At 71.0% G+C, this 18173-nt stretch carries 17 protein-coding genes and 2 tRNA genes; 9 read left to right on the top strand and 10 right to left on the bottom strand.

Going from position 1 to position 18173, the window contains the following annotated elements:
• Positions 1 to 97: 97 nt before the first annotated feature.
• The 4 genes from MKW14_RS13125 to MKW14_RS13110 all read left to right on the top strand — a co-directional run bounded on the left by MKW14_RS13125 (position 98) and on the right by MKW14_RS13110 (position 5319).
• Positions 98 to 3034, top strand: coding sequence for a UPF0182 family membrane protein (locus tag MKW14_RS13125; RefSeq protein ID WP_240862848.1), 2937 nt, complete (start codon positions 98 to 100; stop codon positions 3032 to 3034).
• Between the two features lie 43 nt (positions 3035 to 3077).
• Positions 3078 to 3151 (top strand) — tRNA-Met (locus MKW14_RS13120).
• A 205-nt stretch (positions 3152 to 3356) separates the two neighbouring features.
• Positions 3357 to 5165, top strand: coding sequence for a tetratricopeptide repeat protein (locus MKW14_RS13115; RefSeq protein ID WP_240862409.1), 1809 nt, complete (start codon positions 3357 to 3359; stop codon positions 5163 to 5165).
• 80 nt (positions 5166 to 5245) lie between these two features.
• A tRNA-Met gene (locus MKW14_RS13110) sits at positions 5246 to 5319 on the top strand.
• Positions 5320 to 5406: 87 nt separating this feature from the next.
• Here MKW14_RS13110 and MKW14_RS13105 read toward each other — a convergent pair.
• From MKW14_RS13105 to hisN, 6 genes are all read right to left on the bottom strand, one after another.
• Positions 5407 to 6558 carry an ABC transporter substrate-binding protein gene (locus tag MKW14_RS13105; RefSeq protein WP_240862408.1) on the bottom strand — a complete coding sequence of 384 codons (1152 nt, stop codon included), beginning with the start codon at positions 6556 to 6558 and terminating at the stop codon, positions 5407 to 5409.
• On the bottom strand, positions 6555 to 7421 hold the full coding sequence (locus MKW14_RS13100; protein ID WP_240862406.1) for an ABC transporter permease: 867 nt from the start codon (positions 7419 to 7421) through the stop codon (positions 6555 to 6557). The genes MKW14_RS13105 and MKW14_RS13100 overlap by 4 nt, the downstream gene beginning before the upstream one ends.
• Positions 7418 to 8215, bottom strand: a complete 798-nt coding sequence (locus tag MKW14_RS13095; RefSeq protein WP_240862404.1) for an ABC transporter ATP-binding protein — start codon at positions 8213 to 8215, stop codon at positions 7418 to 7420. Before MKW14_RS13095 ends, MKW14_RS13100 begins: the two co-directional genes overlap by 4 nt.
• Positions 8216 to 8360: 145 nt before the next feature.
• Positions 8361 to 8777 carry a Fur family transcriptional regulator gene (locus MKW14_RS13090; protein ID WP_240862402.1) on the bottom strand — a complete coding sequence of 139 codons (417 nt, stop codon included), beginning with the start codon at positions 8775 to 8777 and terminating at the stop codon, positions 8361 to 8363.
• 81 nt (positions 8778 to 8858) lie between these two features.
• On the bottom strand, positions 8859 to 9257 hold the full coding sequence (locus MKW14_RS13085) for a CBS domain-containing protein (protein ID WP_240862400.1): 399 nt from the start codon (positions 9255 to 9257) through the stop codon (positions 8859 to 8861).
• Between the two features lie 180 nt (positions 9258 to 9437).
• On the bottom strand, positions 9438 to 10238 hold the full coding sequence (hisN, locus tag MKW14_RS13080; protein ID WP_240862398.1) for a histidinol-phosphatase: 801 nt from the start codon (positions 10236 to 10238) through the stop codon (positions 9438 to 9440).
• A 218-nt stretch (positions 10239 to 10456) separates the two neighbouring features.
• Between hisN and MKW14_RS13075 the strand changes: the two genes are divergently transcribed.
• Positions 10457 to 11065, top strand: a complete 609-nt coding sequence (locus MKW14_RS13075) for a TetR/AcrR family transcriptional regulator (RefSeq protein WP_240862396.1) — start codon at positions 10457 to 10459, stop codon at positions 11063 to 11065.
• Between the two features lie 786 nt (positions 11066 to 11851).
• On the opposite strand, the gene MKW14_RS13070 is transcribed toward MKW14_RS13075, so the two are convergent.
• The 4 genes from MKW14_RS13070 to MKW14_RS13055 form a co-directional block, all read right to left on the bottom strand.
• Positions 11852 to 12175, bottom strand: a complete 324-nt coding sequence (locus MKW14_RS13070) for a DMT family transporter (protein WP_133044537.1) — start codon at positions 12173 to 12175, stop codon at positions 11852 to 11854.
• A gap of 76 nt (positions 12176 to 12251) precedes the next feature.
• Entirely contained in the window at positions 12252 to 13262 is a 1011-nt protein-coding gene (gene rsgA, locus MKW14_RS13065) for a ribosome small subunit-dependent GTPase A (RefSeq protein ID WP_240862394.1), read from the bottom strand.
• Between the two features lie 11 nt (positions 13263 to 13273).
• Positions 13274 to 14593 carry a 3-phosphoshikimate 1-carboxyvinyltransferase gene (gene aroA / locus MKW14_RS13060; protein ID WP_240862392.1) on the bottom strand — a complete coding sequence of 440 codons (1320 nt, stop codon included), beginning with the start codon at positions 14591 to 14593 and terminating at the stop codon, positions 13274 to 13276.
• 65 nt (positions 14594 to 14658) lie between these two features.
• Positions 14659 to 15378 (bottom strand): M50 family metallopeptidase, encoded by a 720-nt coding sequence (locus tag MKW14_RS13055; protein ID WP_240862390.1) that lies wholly within the window; start codon positions 15376 to 15378, stop codon positions 14659 to 14661.
• A gap of 50 nt (positions 15379 to 15428) precedes the next feature.
• Here MKW14_RS13055 and MKW14_RS13050 point away from each other — a divergent pair, with 50 nt between their 5' ends.
• The 4 genes from MKW14_RS13050 (at position 15429) to rsrA (ending at position 18169) form a co-directional block, all read left to right on the top strand.
• Positions 15429 to 16289 (top strand): SOS response-associated peptidase, encoded by an 861-nt coding sequence (locus tag MKW14_RS13050; RefSeq protein ID WP_240862388.1) that lies wholly within the window; start codon positions 15429 to 15431, stop codon positions 16287 to 16289.
• 1 nt (position 16290) lies between these two features.
• The gene (locus MKW14_RS13045) at positions 16291 to 16920 is read left to right on the top strand and encodes an alpha/beta hydrolase family protein (protein ID WP_240862386.1); all 630 of its coding nucleotides are present in this window, start codon (positions 16291 to 16293) and stop codon (positions 16918 to 16920) included.
• 257 nt (positions 16921 to 17177) lie between these two features.
• The gene (sigR, locus tag MKW14_RS13040) at positions 17178 to 17861 is read left to right on the top strand and encodes an RNA polymerase sigma factor SigR (RefSeq protein WP_240862384.1); all 684 of its coding nucleotides are present in this window, start codon (positions 17178 to 17180) and stop codon (positions 17859 to 17861) included.
• Positions 17858 to 18169, top strand: a complete 312-nt coding sequence (gene rsrA / locus MKW14_RS13035) for a mycothiol system anti-sigma-R factor (RefSeq protein ID WP_240862381.1) — start codon at positions 17858 to 17860, stop codon at positions 18167 to 18169. Before sigR ends, rsrA begins: the two co-directional genes overlap by 4 nt.
• Positions 18170 to 18173 lie beyond the last annotated feature (4 nt).

Genomic DNA, 18173 nt, shown 5'->3' with positions numbered 1-18173 from the left:
TGGGCCCGCGATCACGGGGGGCCACGGAGGGGCTCACGAACACGCGGGGGCCTGACGAACCGACAGCGACTTCGAGGTGCGCACCTTGGCTTTCCAGATGCCGGACCGCGGCGGAGGCCCGACGGGGCCACGGATCAGAGTGGGCCGCCCGTCCCGGCGAGTCCGGACCCTGCTCATGACACTGGGCGTGCTTGCCGTGCTCGGCATGGCGTTCACCATGTTCGCGGGCTTCTGGACGGACTGGCTCTGGTACCGCTCGGTGAGGTACTCGTCCGTCTTCACCACCACGCTGTGGACGAAGATCGGCCTGTTCTTCGTCTTCGGTGTGCTGATGGCCCTCGCGGTCGGCGTCAACATCTGGCTCGCGCACCGGCTGCGGCCCCCGCTGAGTGCCATGTCCATGGAGCAGCAGAGCCTGGACCGCTACCGGATGGGCATCGCGCCGTACAAGAGGTGGCTGCTGTTCGGGATCACCGCGCTGGTCGGCCTGATCGCCGGCGCCTCCGCCTCCAGTCAGTGGCGGACCTGGCTGATGTGGGTCAACGGCGTGCCGTTCCAACAGAAGGACCCCCAGTTCCATCTCGACGTCTCCTTCTACGCCTTCGACCTGCCCTGGTACCGCTTCCTGCTCGGCTTCGGCTTCGCCGCCGCGATCCTCTCGCTGATCGCCGCCGCGCTCACGCACTACCTGTACGGCGGCCTGCGGATCACCTCGCCGGGCGCGCGCGCCACCGCCGCCGCGACCGGTCATCTCTCCGTGCTGCTCGGCATCTTCGTCGCGCTGAAGGCGGTCGCGTACTGGCTCGACCGGTACGGACTCGCGGTCAAGTCCAGCGACTTCAAGGCGACCGGCAACTGGACCGGCCTGAGGTACGTCGACGCCAACGCCTATCTGCCCGCGAAGACCATCCTGTTCTGCATCGCCGTCATCTGCGCGCTGCTGTTCTTCGCCACCCTGTGGCGGCGCACCTGGCAGCTGCCCGTGATCGGCTTCGGGCTGATGGTGCTCTCGGCGATCCTGATCGGCGGCCTGTACCCGGCGATCGTGCAGAAGTTCCAGGTCCAGCCCAACGAGCAGGCCAAGGAAGCGCCGTACGTCCAGAAGAACCTCAAGGCCACCCGCGAGGCGTACGGCATCGACGACACCAAGGTGACCGAGTACTCGGGGACGAGCACCACCAAGGACAAGAGCAAGCTGCGCGACGACGTCGACTCCGCGGCGAGCATCCGCATCCTGGACCCGAACATCGTCTCGCCGACCTTCCAGCAGCTCCAGCAGATCAGGAACTACTACGCGTTCCCGAACAATCTGGACGTCGACCGGTACAGCAAGGACGGCAAGGAGCAGGACACCGTCATCGGTCTGCGGGAGCTGAACCTCAACGGCATCCCGAAGAACAACTGGATCAACGACCACTTCCGCTACACCCACGGCTACGGCGTGGTCGCCGCCAAGGGCACCGAGGTCGAGGACGGCCAGCCCGTCTTCACCGAGTCCGATCTGCCGTCCACGGGCGACCTGGGCAAGTACCAGCAGCAGATCTACTACGGCGAGAAGACCACCACGTACTCGATCGTCGGCGGTCCCCAGAAGGAGATCGACTACTCCGACGACAGCGGCGAGAAGACCACCAGTTACAAGGGCAAGAGCGGGGTCAACCTCGACAGCCCGGTCAACCGGGCCGCCTACGCGGTGGCGTTCAACGAGCCGCAGATCCTCTACTCGGGCGCGATCGGCAAGGGTTCGCGGATCCTCTACAACCGCACGCCCAAGGAGCGCGTCGAGGCGGTGGCGCCCTGGCTGACCATCGACGGCGACGCCTATCCGGCCGTGGTGGACGGCCGCATCCAGTGGATCGTCGACGCGTACACGACCACCAACGGCTATCCGTACGCCTCCCGTACGACGCTGGGCGACACGACCGCCGACTCGCTGACCGCGACCAACAACAACCGCGCGGTGGTGGCCCAGCAGAACCAGGTCAACTACATCCGCAACTCGGTGAAGGCGACCGTCGACGCCTACACCGGTCAGGTCAAGCTCTACCAGTGGGACACCGAGGACCCCGTCCTGAAGACCTGGATGAAGGCCTTCCCGGGCACGGTGAAGCCGAAGGCGGACATCTCGCCCGAACTGCAGGCCCACTTCCGCTATCCGCAGGACCTGTTCAAGGTCCAGCGCGAACTGCTCACCCGCTACCACGTCACGGACGCGCAGACCTTCCTCACCGGCAGCGAGGTGTGGCAGGTGCCCGACGACCCGACCAACAAGTCGGGCAACGCCGTGCCGCCGTACTACCTGAGCATGAAGATGCCCGGGCAGTCCTCGCAGGCGTTCTCGCTGACGACGACCTTCACACCGAACGGCCGGGACAACCTCAGCGCGTTCATGGCGGTCGACGCCGACGCCAGCACCAGTGACTACGGCAAGATCAGAATCCTGAAACTGCCGACGAGCACGACCGTCGACGGACCCAAACAGGTCCAGAGCAAGTTCAACTCCGAGCAGGACATCGCCGCCGCGATCAGACTCCTCAAGGGCGGCGACTCCGACATCGAGTACGGCAACCTGCTGACGGTGCCCCTCGACGGAGGACTGCTCTACGTGGAGCCGGTCTACGTACGCGGTGGTGGACTGAAGTACCCGCTGCTGCGGAAGGTGCTGGTGACCTACGGAGGCAACACCGCCTTCGAGAACACCCTGGACGAGGCCCTCAACAAGGTCTTCGGGGCGGAGAGTTCGACCTCGCCGCCGGACCAGGGAACGACCACCCCGCCGCCGACGTCCAGCAACCCGACGGTCCAACAGGCCCTGAACGACGCCCAGAAGGCCTTCGACGCGGGCCAGGAGGCCCTCAAGAAGAACGACTGGACGGCGTACGGCAAGGCGCAGCAGGACCTCGAGGACGCGCTCAAGCGGGCCGAGGCAGCGCAGTCCCAGGCCGACAAGACCAGCGGCAACGGCAACAAGAGCGGCAGCAGTGCCAAGCCCAGCAGCAGTCCCAGCCCCAGCGGCAGTTCGGGCGGCGGCTGATCAACTGCCCCTCCCGCGTCGTGATACGGTTGCCGGACAACGACGCGGGGTGGAGCAGCTCGGTAGCTCGCTGGGCTCATAACCCAGAGGTCGCAGGTTCAAATCCTGTCCCCGCTACTGCGGTCGAAGGCCCGGATCCTCCAAGGATCCGGGCCTTCGTGATGTGCGAACGCATGTGCCGGGGGAGAGGACCGCCGTGCCGCCACGGGGAGTTGCGCGCCGTGTGTTTGACTTGTCTCTCTGTGGGCATGTCGACAAAACGCTGAAGTGACCTCACTGGCTGCGGTATACCAGGTGTACCCAGGTTGCAGGTGGTGCGACGATGGACGTTATGGGGGACAAGGCAACTCTGTTCGAGACAGGGCGATTTGTGCAGCCATCCCAGGGGGACGCGGGGGAGGCTGCCGAAGAGGCTGCCGAGGAACTGCGTCAGCGGCTCTCCGCCGAGGCCGGCGACGTCGAGGCGATGAGTGTTCTCGGGGCCATGCTGCTGCGCCGTGGTGATCTCGACGGAGCCGAGTCCCATCTGCGTGCCGCCACCGCCGCGGGCGACCGTGCCGCCGCCAACAACCTGGGAGTCCTGCTGCACCAGCGCGGCTATGCCGAGGAGGCGGCCGGCTGGTGGCGGATCGCCGCCGTCGCCGGGTCCGCCGCGGCCGCCCACGCGCTGGGGCGCCACCACCGCGAGCGCGGCGACGAGCCCGCCGCCGAGTACTGGCTGCGGCAGTCCGCCGAACAGGGCCACCCCCTCGGGGCGTACGCGCTCGCCGACCTGCTGGAGCACCGCGGGGACGGCGGGGCCGAGGAGTGGATGCGGGCCGCCGCCGAGCGCGGGCACCGGGAGGCCGCGTACCGGCTGGCACGCGTGCTCGACCGCCGAGCGACAGACGAGGGCGAGGGCGGGGCCGACAGCGGTGTCGCGCCGCTGGAGGAGGCCGAGCGCTTCTACCGCCAGGCCGCCGCGCGCGGACACCGCCGGGCCGCGCTGCAGCTCGGGGCGATCCTGGAGAAGCGCGGCGAGCTCAAGGAGGCCGGGCGCTGGTATCTGACCTCCGCCAAGGACGGCGAGGCGCGGGCCGCCTGCGCGCTGGGCTTCCTGCTGCGTGACGCCGGGGACACCGAGAGCGCCGCCGTGTGGTGGCTCAGGGCCGCGCAGGACGGGGACGGCAACGCGGCCAACGCGCTGGGGGCGCTGCACGCCGAGCGCGGGGAGCCGCAGACCGCCGAGCGGTGGTACCGGGCCGCGATGGACGCGGGTGATGTGAACGGCGCCTACAACCTCGGGCTGCTCTGCGCCGAGCAGGGGCGGACCGCGCAGGCCGAGCAGTGGTACCGGCGGGCCGCCTACGCCGGGCACCGGGAGGCGGCGAACGCGCTGGCCATCCTGCTGCTGCAGGGCGGGGACACGGCCGGTGCCGAGCCGTGGTTCTCCAAGGCCGCCGAGGCCGGGAGCGTGGACGCCGCGTTCAACCTGGGGATCCTGTACGCCGGGCGGGGCGAGGACGTCGTCGCGCTGCGGTGGTACGAGCGTGCCGCGGCCGCCGGGCACACCGAGGCGGCGCTGCAGGTCGGCATCGCGCGGCTGCGCGACGGGGACGAGACGGCGGCCGAGCGGCATCTGCGGTGCGCGGCCGGCGGCGGCAGCGCCGAGGCCGCGTACCGGCTGGCGACCGTGCTGGACGCCCGGCGGCCGCCGGAGCCGGCGCACGAGCTGGGGGAGCCGGCGCACGAGAAGACCGAGTGCGAGGAGTGGTACGAGCGGGCGGCCTCCCAGGGGCACCGGCGGGCGCAGGTGCGGGTCGGGATGATGGCCGCGGCACGCGGGGACGTCGTGGAGGCGGCCCGCTGGTACCGGCTGGCGGCGGAGGCCGGGTCGCGCAACGGCGCCTTCAATCTGGGGCTGCTGCTGGCCCGGGAGGGGAGCGAGCCGGAGGCCGCCGTGTGGTGGACGCGGGCCGCCGACGCCGGGCACGGGCGGGCGGCGCTGCGGCTTGCCCTCGTCTACGCGCGTCGGGGCGAGCTGGCGGAGGGACAGCGGTGGGCCGACCGGGCGGTGTCGCTGGGGCCGGGGGAGGTCTCGGAGCGGGCGGCCCGGCTGCGGGACGCGTTGCGGGAGGAGCTGTCCGCGTAAGGCCGGCGGCCGGGACGGGAGTGCTGGTCGAAAGCGATTTGCCTCCCATGGAGTCGCTGACGTAGTGTTGCGTTCACCGACGCGGGGTGGAGCAGCTCGGTAGCTCGCTGGGCTCATAACCCAGAGGTCGCAGGTTCAAATCCTGTCCCCGCTACTGATGGCCGAGGGGCCGGAATCCAGAAATGGGTTCCGGCCCCTCGGCGTTTCTCACAGCCAGGCGTTTGTCACGGCCAGGCGTTTCTCACGGTCCGGGTGTGTGGCCCACCGCTTCCTCGTAGTAGGCGCGGTCCACGACCCTGTTTTCGGGGACGGGGGAGCCCTCCGTGGCGCCCTGGGTGGCGTACGCGGACTGGAGGCGGTTCGTGGTGCCCTCGCGGATCTCCCAGTCCATGCGGAGGGGCGGGGTGGACTTCAGCACGGACTCGTCGGTCTTGAGCAGCTTCGCCAGGTAGGTGACGAAGGTCTCGTTCTGTTTGTAGTCCGCGGCGAAGTACGTGTCCACCGTGCGGATGTAGGCCCGCAGGAGGGCCACCCCGGCGTCCACGTCGTCCCGCAGCAGCGTGCGGCCGTAGAGCATGCCGCCGAGGGGCTCGCCGAGCGGCTGGCCGCCCAGGAAGGCGTAGCCCGGCTCGCCGTCGACCTTGCGCCAGACCGGGTCCAGCAGCCACGCCGAGTCCACGCCCCCGTTCCGCAGGGCCGTGAGCACGTCCGCCGAGCCCAGCTGGCGGTACTGGATCCTGTCGAGGCCGCCTCCGTGCCCGGCCAGCGCCTTCTGCATGGGGTACGCGATCACCGAACCCTTGCCGATCATCGTGCCCAGCGAGCGGCCGGCCAGCTTCACCCCGGCCGCCGTCTCGCCCTTCTTCAGCCGCACCCACAGGCCGCTCTTCGACTTCGGGTCGGGGGAGAAGTTCCCGGCGACCCACCGGATGTCGAAGCCGCCCTTGATCCCGTTCATCACGGCCGCCTCCGGAGCCGCCCACAGCGCGTCGATGTCGCCCTTGGCGAGCAGGGGCAGCGCGTCCGGAGTGGGCAGGACCTTGAGGGTGACGTCCAGGCCCTCCGCCTTGAACTCGCCCTTGTCCAGGGCGACTTCGAGGGGTGCCACATACTCCGCGCTCAGGGTGCCCGTCGCGATCGTCAGCTTTCGCGTCCTGGACAGGGGGTGCGCGGCAGGGGTGTGCGGTGCGCAGCGGGCCGGTGCGCGGTCGGCGGAGAGGTCGGCCGGGTCCGTCCAGGAGGAGGTGCCGCAGCCGTCGACCGGGCGGATCGTACGGCCGGCGGCCGGGGCCGCCCCGGTGTCGTCCTTCGGTGTCGCCGAGCACGCCGCCGACAGCAGTAGCGCGGCCACCGCCAGCGCGGCGCCGTACCCACGGGCTGTCCGTCCGCTCATGACTGGCCCCTTCCTCTGTCCCTCGGTGCCCACGGAGTCAGCAACCGGCCCAGCACGCGCACCAGTTCGGAGAACAGCACGCCCAGGACGGCCACGCAGACGATGCCCACGAACATCACGTCGTTCTGGAACAGCGCCCGCGAGTCGAAGATCAGGTGACCGAGGCCGTCCGTCGCGGCGATCTGTTCCGAGGCGACGATCACCAGCACGGCCACGCCCGCCGCGATCCGCGCGCCCACCAGCACCGAGGGGAGCGATGCGGGCAGCAGGACGTGGCGGAACATCTGCCAGGGGGAGGCGCCGAAGACCCGGCCCGCGTCCCGGTGGCCCGACGGGACCGCGATCACCGCCGACATCGTGGAGATCCAGACGAAGAAGAAGACGGTCGTCGCCACGAGCGCCACCTGAGGGCCCTCGCCCAGGCCGAACATGTTCAGGAAGACGGGCAGCAGGGCGAGCTTCGGGACCACGTAGAGCGCGTCGAGGAGGGGCTCCAGAGCCGCCCTGACCAGGGAGAGCGAGCCCATCAGGAGGCCGAGCGCGTAGCCCGTCGCGGTGCCGATTGCATAGCCGGCCAGGACGCGTCTGAGGGTCGCCCACACGTCCGGCCACAGGTCGCCGGCCGCCGCGCGGTCCCAGCCGTCGGAGAGGACGGTGGACGGGGCCGGGTAGACGCGGGGGTCGATCCACGCCTGGGCGGCGGCCAGTTGCCACAGCAGGATCAGCGCGGTGGGGACGGCCACGGCCAGGGAGAGTTCCAGGGCTCGTCGGCGGCGGTGGGTGCGGGACGGGTGGAGTTCCTCGGGGCCCGGACGGCGGACCAGGACCGGCTCGGGGTCCTTGCCGGGGGCGATCGTCGTCATGCCGGTGCGGCCTCCTTCCGCAGCAGGTCCCACAGTTCGCTCTTCAGGGCCGTGAACTCCGGCGCGGCGCGCACTTCTCCGGTGCGCGGGCGCGGGAACGGCGGGCGGTGCTCGGCGATGATCCGGCCGGGGCGCGCGGACATCACCAGGAGGCGGTCGCCGAGGACGAGCGCCTCCTCCAGGCTGTGCGTGATGAACAGGGTCGTGGTCCGCAACGCCTGGGTGAGCTCCAGGAGTTCGTCCTGCAGGATGGTGCGCAGCTGGGCGTCCAGGGCGGCGAACGGCTCGTCCATGAGCAGGAGTTCGGGCTCCACCGCCAGGGCGCGGGCGATCGCCACGCGTTGGCGCATGCCGCCGGAGAGCGCCGCCGGACAGGCGTCGGCGAAGTCGGCCAGGCCCATGCGGGCGAGCCACCTGTCGGTGCGGGCATCGGCCTCGCGGCGCGGGACGCGCTGGACGTCCAGGCCGAAGCGGACGTTGGCGCGGACGCTCTTCCAGTCGTAGATGCCGTAGTCCTGGAAGATCATGGCCGCGGGGCGGCGGCTCGTCGTGCGGATGCGCAACTCGCCCGTGCTGGGGCGCAGCAGGCCCGCCGCGATGCGCAGCAGCGTGGACTTGCCGCAGCCGGACGGGCCGACGACGCACACGAACTCACCGGTGGCGACGGACAGGTCGAGGGGGCCGAGCGCGTCGACGGTGCGGGGGGTCCGGCCGAAGACGCGGGTCAGGCCGGTGGCTTCGAGCTTCGGTCCGGGTTGTGGCTGTGGCTGTGGCTGTGGATACGGCTCTCCCACGGTGTCTCCTTGCGGAGTGCGGAACGGACGTGTGGGTGTCGTACGGACGGGTGCCGACGACGATATGACGGTCCGTCAGATTCGGGAAGCCTGTAGACAGCACGAAGCCCCGGCACCAGGACGGTGCCGGGGCTTGGGAGTGCGGTTACGCGGACGCGCAGTTCGGGCAGACGCCGCGGTAGGTGACCTCGACGTCCGAGACGGTGAAACCGAAGCGCTCGGAGTCGGGGAGGTCGGCGAGCGGGTTACCGCTCGGGTGGACGTCCTTGATGGCGCCGCAGTGGGCGCACACCAGGTGGTGGTGCGGCCGGTGTGCGTTCGGGTCGTAGCGCTTGGCCCGCTTGTCCGTGGCGACCTCGAGGACCTCGCCGAGGGAGACCAACTCCCCCAGCGTGTTGTAGACGGTCGCCCGGGAGATTTCGGGCAGCTTGGCGACGGCTCTGGCGTGGACCTCGTCGGCGGTCAGGTGTACGTGCTCGCCGTCGAGGACCTCGGCCACGACGCGCCGCTGCGCGGTCATCCGCCATCCGCGTCCGCGCAGCCGTTCCAGAAGGTCGCTCATGCGAACCAGCCTAACAGAAGGAGACCAGGTCGCGAACAGGTGTGACTTTAGACTCCGTCTAATGCGGGCGGGGTGAGGGGCCTAAGGAAGGGTGGCCATCTGCTGTCGCGTCGGCGCCCAGCAGCGGATGATGTCGCGGACCGAGACGATGCCGACGGCCTCGCCGCGCTCCAGCACGATGAGGTGGCGGAAGCCGCCGTGCGCCATGGCGCGGGCCGCCTCCTCCAGCGTCCAGGCCGGTGCGGCGAAGACGACGTCGGTGGTGGTGTGGGCGTGGGCGCGCTCGGTGTCGGGGTCCTGGCCGAGGCCGACCGCGTTCAGGATGTCCCGTTCGGTGAGGATGCCGATGCCGCCGGCGTCGGGGTCGAGGACCACGGCCGCGCCGACGCGGCGCGCCGACATCAGGGCGGCCGCCTGGCGGAGGGTGTGTGCGGGGCCGATGGTGAGGACCACCGTGCTCATGGCGTCGCGGACGAGCATGGTTTCGAGCCACCTCCTGATGGAATCCGTCGCTATCGGGCTCCCGGTGCCCGATAGTTCAGGGATTCACAAGTTCACAAGTGGGGGGACTCTCAGAGTGGCAGGTAAAGCGGGGGTCAACAAGGGGGCGCGGGCAGCCGATTGAGGGCGTGCGCGCTCATCTGTGTGTTTCGGTCTGCCTCAGTAGCGCTGGTTGAGATACCCGAGCAACTCGTCGTGCAGCAGGCCGTTCGACGCGGCCGCGTTGCCGCTGTGCGGGCCGGGGCGGCCGTCGAGGCCGGTGAAGGTGCCGCCGGCCTCCGTCACGATGATCGCGTTGGCGGCCATGTCCCACAGCGACAGCTCCGGCTCCGCGCAGATGTCGACCGCGCCCTCCGCGACCAGCATGTACGGCCAGAAATCGCCGTACGCGCGCGTACGCCACACCTCTCGGGTCAGGTCCAGGAAGCCGCCCAGCCGCCCCTGCTCCTCCCAGCCGCTGAGCGAGGAGTACGCGAAGGAGGCGTCCGTCAGCTTCGAGACGCGCGAGACGTGCAGCCGGGAGGACGAGGACAGGCTGCGGCCGGTGAAGGCGCCGTGGCCCTTCGCGGCCCACCAGCGGCGGCCCAGCGCGGGGGCGGAGACGACGCCGACGACGGGCTGGAAGCCGGTGTCGCCGGCCTCCATCAGGGAGATCAGGGTGGCCCAGACGGGGACGCCGCGCACGTAGTTCTTGGTGCCGTCGATCGGGTCGATCACCCAGCGCCTCGGGCCGGTGCCCTGGACGCCGTACTCCTCGCCGAGGACCGCGTCGCGGGGGCGGGCGCGCTGGAGCTGGCCGCGGATGAGTTCCTCCGCGGCCTTGTCCGCCTCGCTCACCGGGGTCATGTCCGGTTTCGTCTCGACCTTGAGGTCGAGGGCCTTGAAACGGTCCATGGTCGCCGCGTCGGCGGCGTCCGCGAGGACGTGGGCGAAGCGGAGGTCGTCGAGGTAGTCCGGCATGTGACGAACGGTATCCGGCGGGGTCGGTACGGGGCCATAGGGGGCCGGAGGGTGGACGGTGCGGGGGTCCGGATCCCAGCGGTACCACAGCTCGCCGCGGGGCAGGGACGGGCGGGGCACTCTGGCCGAAGGGCGCCCCCCATGTACGTCCGCGAACCCTTGACAGTGCTTCCGTGCGCGTCAAACCTGGGCGCAGAGCCGCTCGCCCCAGGGAGGCGATGATGCCTGCAGCGCGGGAATCCCTACTGGACGCCGCGTACACGGCGCTGGCGCGCCGGCCGTGGTCCGCCGTGCGGATGGTGGACGTGGCCGCGGCGGCCGGAGTGTCCCGGCAGACCCTCTACAACGAGTTCGGCAGCAAGGAGGGGCTCGCGCGGGCGCTGGTCAGAAGGGAGGCGGACGGCTATCTCGCCGGGGTCGAACGGGCCCTCGCCACCCCGGCCGACGCCCGCGACCGGCTCACCGCCACCGCCGAGTGGACGGCGTCGGCGGCCCGGGAGAACGCGCTGGTACGGGCCATGCTGACCGGCTGCTGGAGCGAACGGCTGCCCTCGCCGACGCTGTCCGCCGTGCCGTCCTCCTCGGCCGTGCCGGCGCAGCGGCGGGCGGACGGTCCGTTACCGTCCCCCGGCGACTTCGTGGCGCTGGTCCGCGACCGGGCCGTGGCGGTGCTGGCGGGACCCGGCGCGGCCAAGCCGGACACGGCCGAACTGGCCCGCTCCTGCGAACTCGTCGTCCGCCTCGCCCTCTCCTGCGTCGCGGCCCCGCCGACCGAGGGCAACATCGCAGACCTGGTCCGCACGGCCCTGCCCAGACAGGCGGTCTAGACGCACACACCGACGGTCCGTGCGGTGGCGGTCCGCCTGGATGGGGGCTTCGGTGATCCGCGCCCCGGCGGGCGGTCTGGGCACAGGCTCCGGCGGCCCGTGTGCTGGCGGGTGCGTGGTGCGCACGGGTCGGTGGTCCGTGCCCCGGCGGGCTGAGGTGCGGGCTTCGGTGGCCCGTGTGCTGGCGGGCGTGCGGTACACACAGGTCGGTGGTCCGCACCCCGGCAGGCAGCTGCGTGCCGGCTTCGGTGGCTCGTGTGCTGGCGGGTGCGCGGTGCGCAAAGGTCGGTGGTTCGTGGCCCGGCGGGTGGTTGGGGTGCGGGCTTCGGTGGTCGGTGTCCTGACGGGCGGCTTCTGTGGTCCGTGCGCCGACGGGCGGTTTGGGGGCGGCCTTCGGTATCTCTGCGGTGGCGGGGGCGCGGTGCGCACAGGTCGGTGGTCCGCGCCGCGGTGGGCGGTTGGTGGGGGCTTCGGTGGCCCGTGTGCTGGCGGGTGCTCTGGGTGCGAACTCCGGTGGTCGGTGTCTCGGCGGGCGGCTTCTGTGGCCTGTGTGTCGGCGGGTGGTTTGGGTGCAGGCTCGGTGGTCGGTGCGGGGCGGGCGCGCGGTGTGGGCCGTCTGGGTGTGGGCTTCGGTGGCCGGTCTCCCGAGTGGCGGCTTCTGTGGTTCGTGTGTCGGCGGGCGGTCCGCATGGACGCCGCTATGGGCCCCGCCTCGTCAGGCGGTCGGTGTATGTCTTCGCTGCACCTGCGCCCCGTCGGCCACCCGGAAGTGCGCTTCGGTGAGTGCTAATGGGCCGAACCCGACAACTGGAGCCCTATCACGCCGATGATGACGAAGCTGATCGAGACGATCTTGAGGGTGGAGACCAGGTCGCCGAGGAAGATCATGCCGTAGATCGCCGTGCCCGCTGCGCCGATCCCGGTCCAGACGGCGTAGGCGGGGCCGACGTCGAGTTTCTTCAGGGAGAGGGTGAGCAGGCCGAAGCTGCCGAGGGCGAAGCAGCAGAACGCGATCGTGGGCCAGAGGCGGGTGAAACCGTGGGAGAGCTTGAGGCACACGGCGAAGCCGGTCTCGAGTATCCCGGCCACGATGACCAGCAGCCACGCCATGTGCTGTCCTCCCGTATGTCCAGCTCGGTGCGATTATGCACTTACCGAGCTGACGTACAGCCAAACAACGCGGTGGTCAGTCGCCTTCCTTGCGCTCGCGGGTCGCCAGCAGCCGGCGGAGGGAGTAGAGCCGCGCGGGGTCCGCGTGGCCCTCGGCGACCCACGCGTCCAGCGCGCAGTCGGGCTCGTCGTGGCTGCACGCGCGCGGGCAGTCCACCGTGCCGGGTTCGAGGTCCGGGAAGGCGTGGATGACCCGGGACGGATCGATGTGCGCGAGGCCGAAGGACCGTACGCCCGGGGTGTCGATCACCCAGCCGTCGTCCCCGGCGAGGGGGAGGGCCAGCGCCGAGGTGGTGGTGTGCCGGCCCCGGCCGGTCACCGCGTTGACATGGCCCGTCAGCCGCCTGCGGTCCTGCGGGACCAGCGCGTTGACCAGCGTCGTCTTGCCCACGCCGGAGTGGCCCACGAACGCCGTGATCTTGCCGTCCAGCTGCTCGCGCACCCGGTCCGCCGCATCCCCGTTGTCCAGTTCCGCGCGGCTGGTGACCACGTAGGGGATGTCGAGGTCGCCGTACAGCTCCAGGAGCTTGTCGGGCGGGGCGAGGTCCGACTTGGTCAGGACCAGCAGGGGGTCCAGGCCGCCGTCGTAGGCCGCGACCAGGCAGCGGTCGATGAGGCGCGGGCGGGGTTCGGGGTCGGCGAGGGCCGTGACGATGGCGAGCTGGTCGGCGTTGGCCACCACCACCCGCTCGTACGGGTCGTCGTCGTCGGCCGTGCGGCGCAGGACCGAGGTGCGCTCCTCGATGCGGACGATGCGGGCCAGGGTGTCCTTCTTGCCGGACAGGTCGCCGACGAGGGCCACCCGGTCGCCCACGATCGCCGCCTTGCGGCCCAGTTCGCGGGCCTTCATCGCCATGACGGTCCGGTCGTCCACGAGGACGGTCAGCCGGCCCCGGTCGACGGTGAGCACCATGCCCTCGGCCGCGTCCTCGTGCGCGGGGCGGATGTTGGTGCGGGGCCGGGTGCCCTTGCGGTTCGGGCGGCTGCGGATGTCGTCCTCGTCGGTGTGCTTGCCGTAGCGGCGCATGGCGGAAGTCCCTATGCCCCGAGCATCCCGGTCCACAGCTCGGGGAAGTCCGGCAGGGTCTTCGCCGTCGTCGCCACGTTCTCGATCCGCACGCCCTCCACCGTGAGCCCGATGATCGCGCCGGCCGTCGCCATGCGGTGGTCCTCGTAGGTGTGGAAGGTCCCGCCGTGCAGCGGGCGGGGGCGGATGTGCAGGCCGTCGGCGGTCTCCGTGACGTCACCGCCTAGTTCGTTGATCTCCTTGGTGAGCGCGGCCAGCCGGTCCGTCTCGTGCAGCCGCAGATGGGCCACGCCCCGCAGGGTCGAGGGGGAGTCCGCCAGTGCGGCGACCGCCGCGACGCCCGGGGTCAGCTCGCCGACCTCGCTCAGGTCCACATCGATACCGTGGATGGCACCCGAACCGGTGAACGCCAGCCCGTAGTCGAGGAGTTGGCAGGAACCGCCCATTTCGGTGAAGATCTCGCGCAGCCGGTCACCGGGCTGGGTGGTGCGGGAGGGCCAGTCCGGGATGACGACCCTGCCGCCGGTGACCAGCGCGGCGGCCAGGAACGGCTGGGCGTTGGACAGGTCCGGCTCGATCGTCAGGTCACGGCCCAGCAGCGCGCCCGGCGTCACCCGCCACACGTTCGGCTCGCCGCCCGACTCCGGGGTGTCGACCTGGGCGCCGACCGCGCGCAGCATGTCGACGGTCATCCGGATGTGCGGCATCGACGGCAGCGAGGAACCGACGTGCCGGACCTCGACGCCCTGGTTGAAGCGCGGGCCGGACAGGAGCAGGGCCGAGACGAACTGGGACGAGGAGGAGGCGTCGATCTCCACGGGGCCGCCGTCGAGGGCGCCCCCGCCGTGCACGGTCAGCGGCAGCGCGCCCCGGCCGTCGTCGTCGATCCGGGCGCCGAGGACGCGCAGCGCGTCGATCACGCCGTGCAGCGGACGCTCGTACGACCGCGGGTCGCCGTCGAAGCGGATGGGGCCGTCGGCGAGCGCGGCGACCGGCGGCAGGAAGCGCATCACCGTGCCGGCGTTGCCGACGTCGACCGTCGCCGGGCCGTGCAGGCCCGTGGGGAGCACGCGCCAGGTCTCACCGGTGCCGTCCGGGCCGACGCCCTCCTCGATGTCGACGCCCATCGCGCGCAGCGCGCCCAGCATCAGCAGGGTGTCGCGGGAGCGAAGGGGGCGGCGCAGCCAGCCCGGTTCGCTCGCGAGGGCCGCGAGGACCAGGGCACGGTTGGTGACCGACTTGGACCCCGGTACGTGGACCGTCGCGTCGACGGCTCCGCTCGCGTGGGGGGCGGGCCAGAGGGCGGTGTGCTCGGCGGGGTTGTGGGCCATGGGTTCACTTTATAAGGAGGGGGTGGACCCGGCCGTCGCACAGGTGCGGCGCAGCGGGCGCCCCGTCACACCTCCAGGAGCCACCGGCCGCCGCCGATGAGCGAGCACAGGGACACCGCGTGGAACAGGAACAACCACAGCCCCGCCGGTGCGTGCGTCAGCCGGGACAGCTGGTCCGCGTCCGAGTCGCCCGCGCCGCCGCGCATCCGCTTGGCCTGGAGCTCGAAGGCCGGGCGCACCCCGCCCACCAGCAGGAACCACACCACCGCGTACGCGAACGCCGCCTGCACCTGCGGTCCCGCGAGCCACGACACCAGGAGGAACGCGCCCCCGGTCAGCACCACCGTGAGGGCCCCGTACGCGTTGCGGATCATCACCAGCATGGCCAGCAGCAGCGCCGTCGCCAGCCACAGCAGCAGCGTGATGTGACCGGCCGCGAGCAGGGCCGCGCCGCCGAGGCCGAGCAGCGGGGGAGCGGTGTAGCCGGCGGCCGCGGTGAGGATCATGCCCATGCCGTGCGGCTTGCCGCGGCTGACGGTGAGGCCGCTGGTGTCGGAGTGCAGCCGTATCCCGGTGAGGGTGCGGCCGGTGAGCAGCGCGACCAGGCCGTGGCCGCCCTCGTGGGCGATGGTGATGGCGTTGCGCGCGACGCGCCACACGGTGTGGGGGACGGTGACGGCGAGCGCGGCGACCAGGGTGGCGATCACCACCCACAGGTCGGGGTCGGGCTGGGTGCCGAAGACACGGTCCCACAGGGACGCGAGAGAGGATGCGGTGCTGTCCATGTTCGGCGGTGACTCCCGGTGGGCTCGGCGGATCTGGCAGTGTGGCACGTATGTGCGGTAGGTATGCGGCTAGTCGTCGGCCAGAGGATCTCGCAGGAATCTTTGAGATCGAGATGGGGGTCCCCCCAGGGCGAGCGGAGTCGAGCCCCTGGGGGAGGGAGCCGGAGCCGGAGGAAGCTCTGGCGCCCGACTACAACGTGGCCCCCACCAAGGAGGTCTACGCCGTCCTCGACCGCCCTCTTAAGGACGTGGACGACCCGCGGCCGGTTCGCCAGCTGCGCAAGCTCAAGTGGGGGCTGGTGCCGAGCTGGTCGAAGAGCCCCGAGGGCGGCGCCCGGATGATCAACGCCCGCGCCGAGACCCTCCACGAGAAGCCGTCGTACAAGCGGGCCTTCTCCTCGCGGCGCTGCATCATCCCCGCCGACGGCTACTACGAGTGGGTCACCGGCAAGCAGGAGCGGGACCTGGAGGTCGAGGGCCGGAAGAAGCGGCCGCGCAAGCAGCCCTACTTCGTGCTGCCGGCCGACGGCTCGGTCTTCGCGATGGCCGGGCTGTACGAGTTCTGGCGGGACAAGACCCTCCCCGACGACCACCCGCAGGCCTGGTGGGTGACCTGCTCGGTGATCACCACGGAGGCGGAGACGACTCCGCTCGCCGTCTCCCCGGCCGAGGGCCCGCACTCCCTGGCCGAGATCCACCCCCGGATGCCGCTGATGCTCACCCCGGACCGCTGGGACTCCTGGCTCGACCCGTCCCGCACCGGCCTCGACGACCTGCGCTCCCTGCTGCAGCCCCCGCCACCCGGCCTGATGCGCGCCTACCCGGTCTCCACCGCCGTCAGCAACGTCCGCAACAACGGCCCGGAGCTCCTCAAGGAGCTGGAGGGCCCCGAAGAGGGCACACTGTTCTGACGTGACGACCGAGATCATCGCTACGGACGCGGGCGACGCCCGCATCACCTGGCATCCGGCCCAGGACGCACGGCTCGTGCTGGCCGTGAGCCATGGCGCCGGCGGCGGCATCGAGGCGCGCGACCTCCAGGCGCTCGCCCACGTCCTGCCGCGGCACGACGTGACCGTCGCCCTGGTGGAGCAACCCTGGCGGGTCGCCGGCAAGAAGGTGGCGCCCGCGCCGAAGACGCTGGACGTCGGCTGGCACGGCATCTGGCCCGCGCTGACCAAGCTCGGGCTGCCGGTGGTCTCCGGCGGCCGCAGCGCCGGCGCCCGGGTCGCCTGCCGTACGGCGGCCGAGCTGGGCGCCCACGGCGTCCTCGCCCTGAGCTTCCCGCTCCATCCGCCGGGCCGGCCGGAGAAGTCCCGCGCCGGGGAACTGCTGGGATCCGGGGTGCCCACCCTGGTCGTACAGGGCGGCAACGATCCCTTCGGCAGGCCGGAGGAGTTTCCCGACGGGACCTACGAACTGGTCGAGGTGCCGTTCGCCGATCACGGGTTCGCCGTGCCGAAGCGGGCGGAGATCGGAGGGGAGCAGGCCGTGGCGATCGTCACGGACGCGGTCGTGAAGTGGGTCGGGTCACTGGGGTGAGGGCCCGGGAATGTTGCGGACCGGGCCTCTGTTGAGGCGGACAGAAGTGCTGAACCACCAGCGCCGACGTCGTGGGAGAGGAAGTCCGCCGCATGGGTTCGACCACATGCCCGAACCGCAGCAACCGTGCTGACCTGGACTGGACGGTGCTGACTGCGGCCAAGACCACCCCGATTCGAGGGGCGGCGGGGACGGGTCGTCGTCTATCCTCCAATTCCGGTGGCACCGGTTTCGACGCCACCCGGAATCTTGAGGAGGTGGGTCCGGTCACTGGGACCGACGCAGGGACCGACAACGGCCAGGCGGAGCTGCCCGAGGGCCAGGGCGTCAGCGTGGAGTCGACGTCGGAGCGCAGTGCGCGCTTCGAGCGGGACGCGCTCGAATTCCTCGACCAGATGTACTCGGCCGCCCTGCGCATGACGCGCAACCCGGCGGACGCGGAGGACCTGGTGCAGGAGACGTACGCCAAGGCGTACGCGTCCTTCCACCAGTTCCGCGAGGGCACCAACCTCAAGGCGTGGCTGTACCGGATCCTCACCAACACGTTCATCAACTCCTACCGCAAGAAGCAGCGCGAACCCCAGCGCTCCGCGGCCGAGGAGATCGAGGACTGGCAGCTCGCCCGTGCCGAGTCGCACATGTCGACGGGTCTGCGCTCCGCGGAGTCGCAGGCGCTCGACCATCTTCCGGACTCGGACGTGAAGGAAGCGCTCCAGGCGATCCCCGAGGAATTCCGTATCGCCGTGTACCTGGCCGACGTAGAGGGCTTTGCGTACAAGGAGATCGCGGACATCATGGGGACACCCATCGGTACGGTGATGTCCCGGCTGCACCGGGGCCGCCGTCAACTGCGCGGCATGCTCGAGGACTACGCCCGTGAGCGCGGGCTGGTCCCGGCCGGCGCCGGAGACTCGGACGAAGCGAAAGGCTCGGGCTCATGAGCTGCGGAGAGCCGCACGAGACGGACTGCAGCGAGGTACTCGATCATCTCTACGAGTTCCTCGACAGTGAGATGCCGGAAGTCGATCGCGACAAGTTCAAGCAGCACTTCAAGGAGTGCTCGCCGTGTCTGGAGAAGTACGGCCTGGAAGAGGCCGTGAAGAAGCTCGTCAAGCGCTGCTGCGGGCATGACGACGTGCCGACCGACCTGCGGTCCAAGGTGATGGGGCGGATCGACCTGATCCGCTCCGGGCAGGCCGTGCCCGAGCACGACGTGGCGGCCGCGCCGGCGACGCCCCAGGAGTCCTGAGCGC

It is taken from the genome of Streptomyces gilvus, assembly GCF_022513565.1.
GTDB lineage: Bacteria > Actinomycetota > Actinomycetes > Streptomycetales > Streptomycetaceae > Streptomyces > Streptomyces gilvus.
This window is presented reverse-complemented; position numbering and strand designations above follow the sequence as displayed.

Bases quoted from the DNA above. Each gene is read 5' to 3' on its own strand.
- MKW14_RS13105 (WP_240862408.1), bottom strand. From the start codon at position 6,558: ATGAGCGGACGGACAGCCCGTGGGTACGGCGCCGCGCTGGCGGTGGCC.
- hisN (WP_240862398.1), bottom strand. From the start codon at position 10,238: ATGCCGGACTACCTCGACGACCTCCGCTTCGCCCACGTCCTCGCGGAC.
- MKW14_RS13050 (WP_240862388.1), top strand. From the start codon at position 15,429: ATGTGCGGTAGGTATGCGGCTAGTCGTCGGCCAGAGGATCTCGCAGGA.
- MKW14_RS13075 (WP_240862396.1), top strand. From the start codon at position 10,457: ATGATGCCTGCAGCGCGGGAATCCCTACTGGACGCCGCGTACACGGCG.
- MKW14_RS13125 (WP_240862848.1), top strand. From the start codon at position 98: ATGCCGGACCGCGGCGGAGGCCCGACGGGGCCACGGATCAGAGTGGGC.
- MKW14_RS13055 (WP_240862390.1), bottom strand. From the start codon at position 15,378: ATGGACAGCACCGCATCCTCTCTCGCGTCCCTGTGGGACCGTGTCTTC.
- MKW14_RS13100 (WP_240862406.1), bottom strand. From the start codon at position 7,421: ATGACGACGATCGCCCCCGGCAAGGACCCCGAGCCGGTCCTGGTCCGC.
- aroA (WP_240862392.1), bottom strand. From the start codon at position 14,593: ATGGCCCACAACCCCGCCGAGCACACCGCCCTCTGGCCCGCCCCCCAC.
- MKW14_RS13070 (WP_133044537.1), bottom strand. From the start codon at position 12,175: ATGGCGTGGCTGCTGGTCATCGTGGCCGGGATACTCGAGACCGGCTTC.
- rsgA (WP_240862394.1), bottom strand. From the start codon at position 13,262: ATGCGCCGCTACGGCAAGCACACCGACGAGGACGACATCCGCAGCCGC.
- MKW14_RS13090 (WP_240862402.1), bottom strand. From the start codon at position 8,777: ATGAGCGACCTTCTGGAACGGCTGCGCGGACGCGGATGGCGGATGACC.
- MKW14_RS13115 (WP_240862409.1), top strand. From the start codon at position 3,357: ATGGACGTTATGGGGGACAAGGCAACTCTGTTCGAGACAGGGCGATTT.
- rsrA (WP_240862381.1), top strand. From the start codon at position 17,858: ATGAGCTGCGGAGAGCCGCACGAGACGGACTGCAGCGAGGTACTCGAT.
- MKW14_RS13085 (WP_240862400.1), bottom strand. From the start codon at position 9,257: ATGCTCGTCCGCGACGCCATGAGCACGGTGGTCCTCACCATCGGCCCC.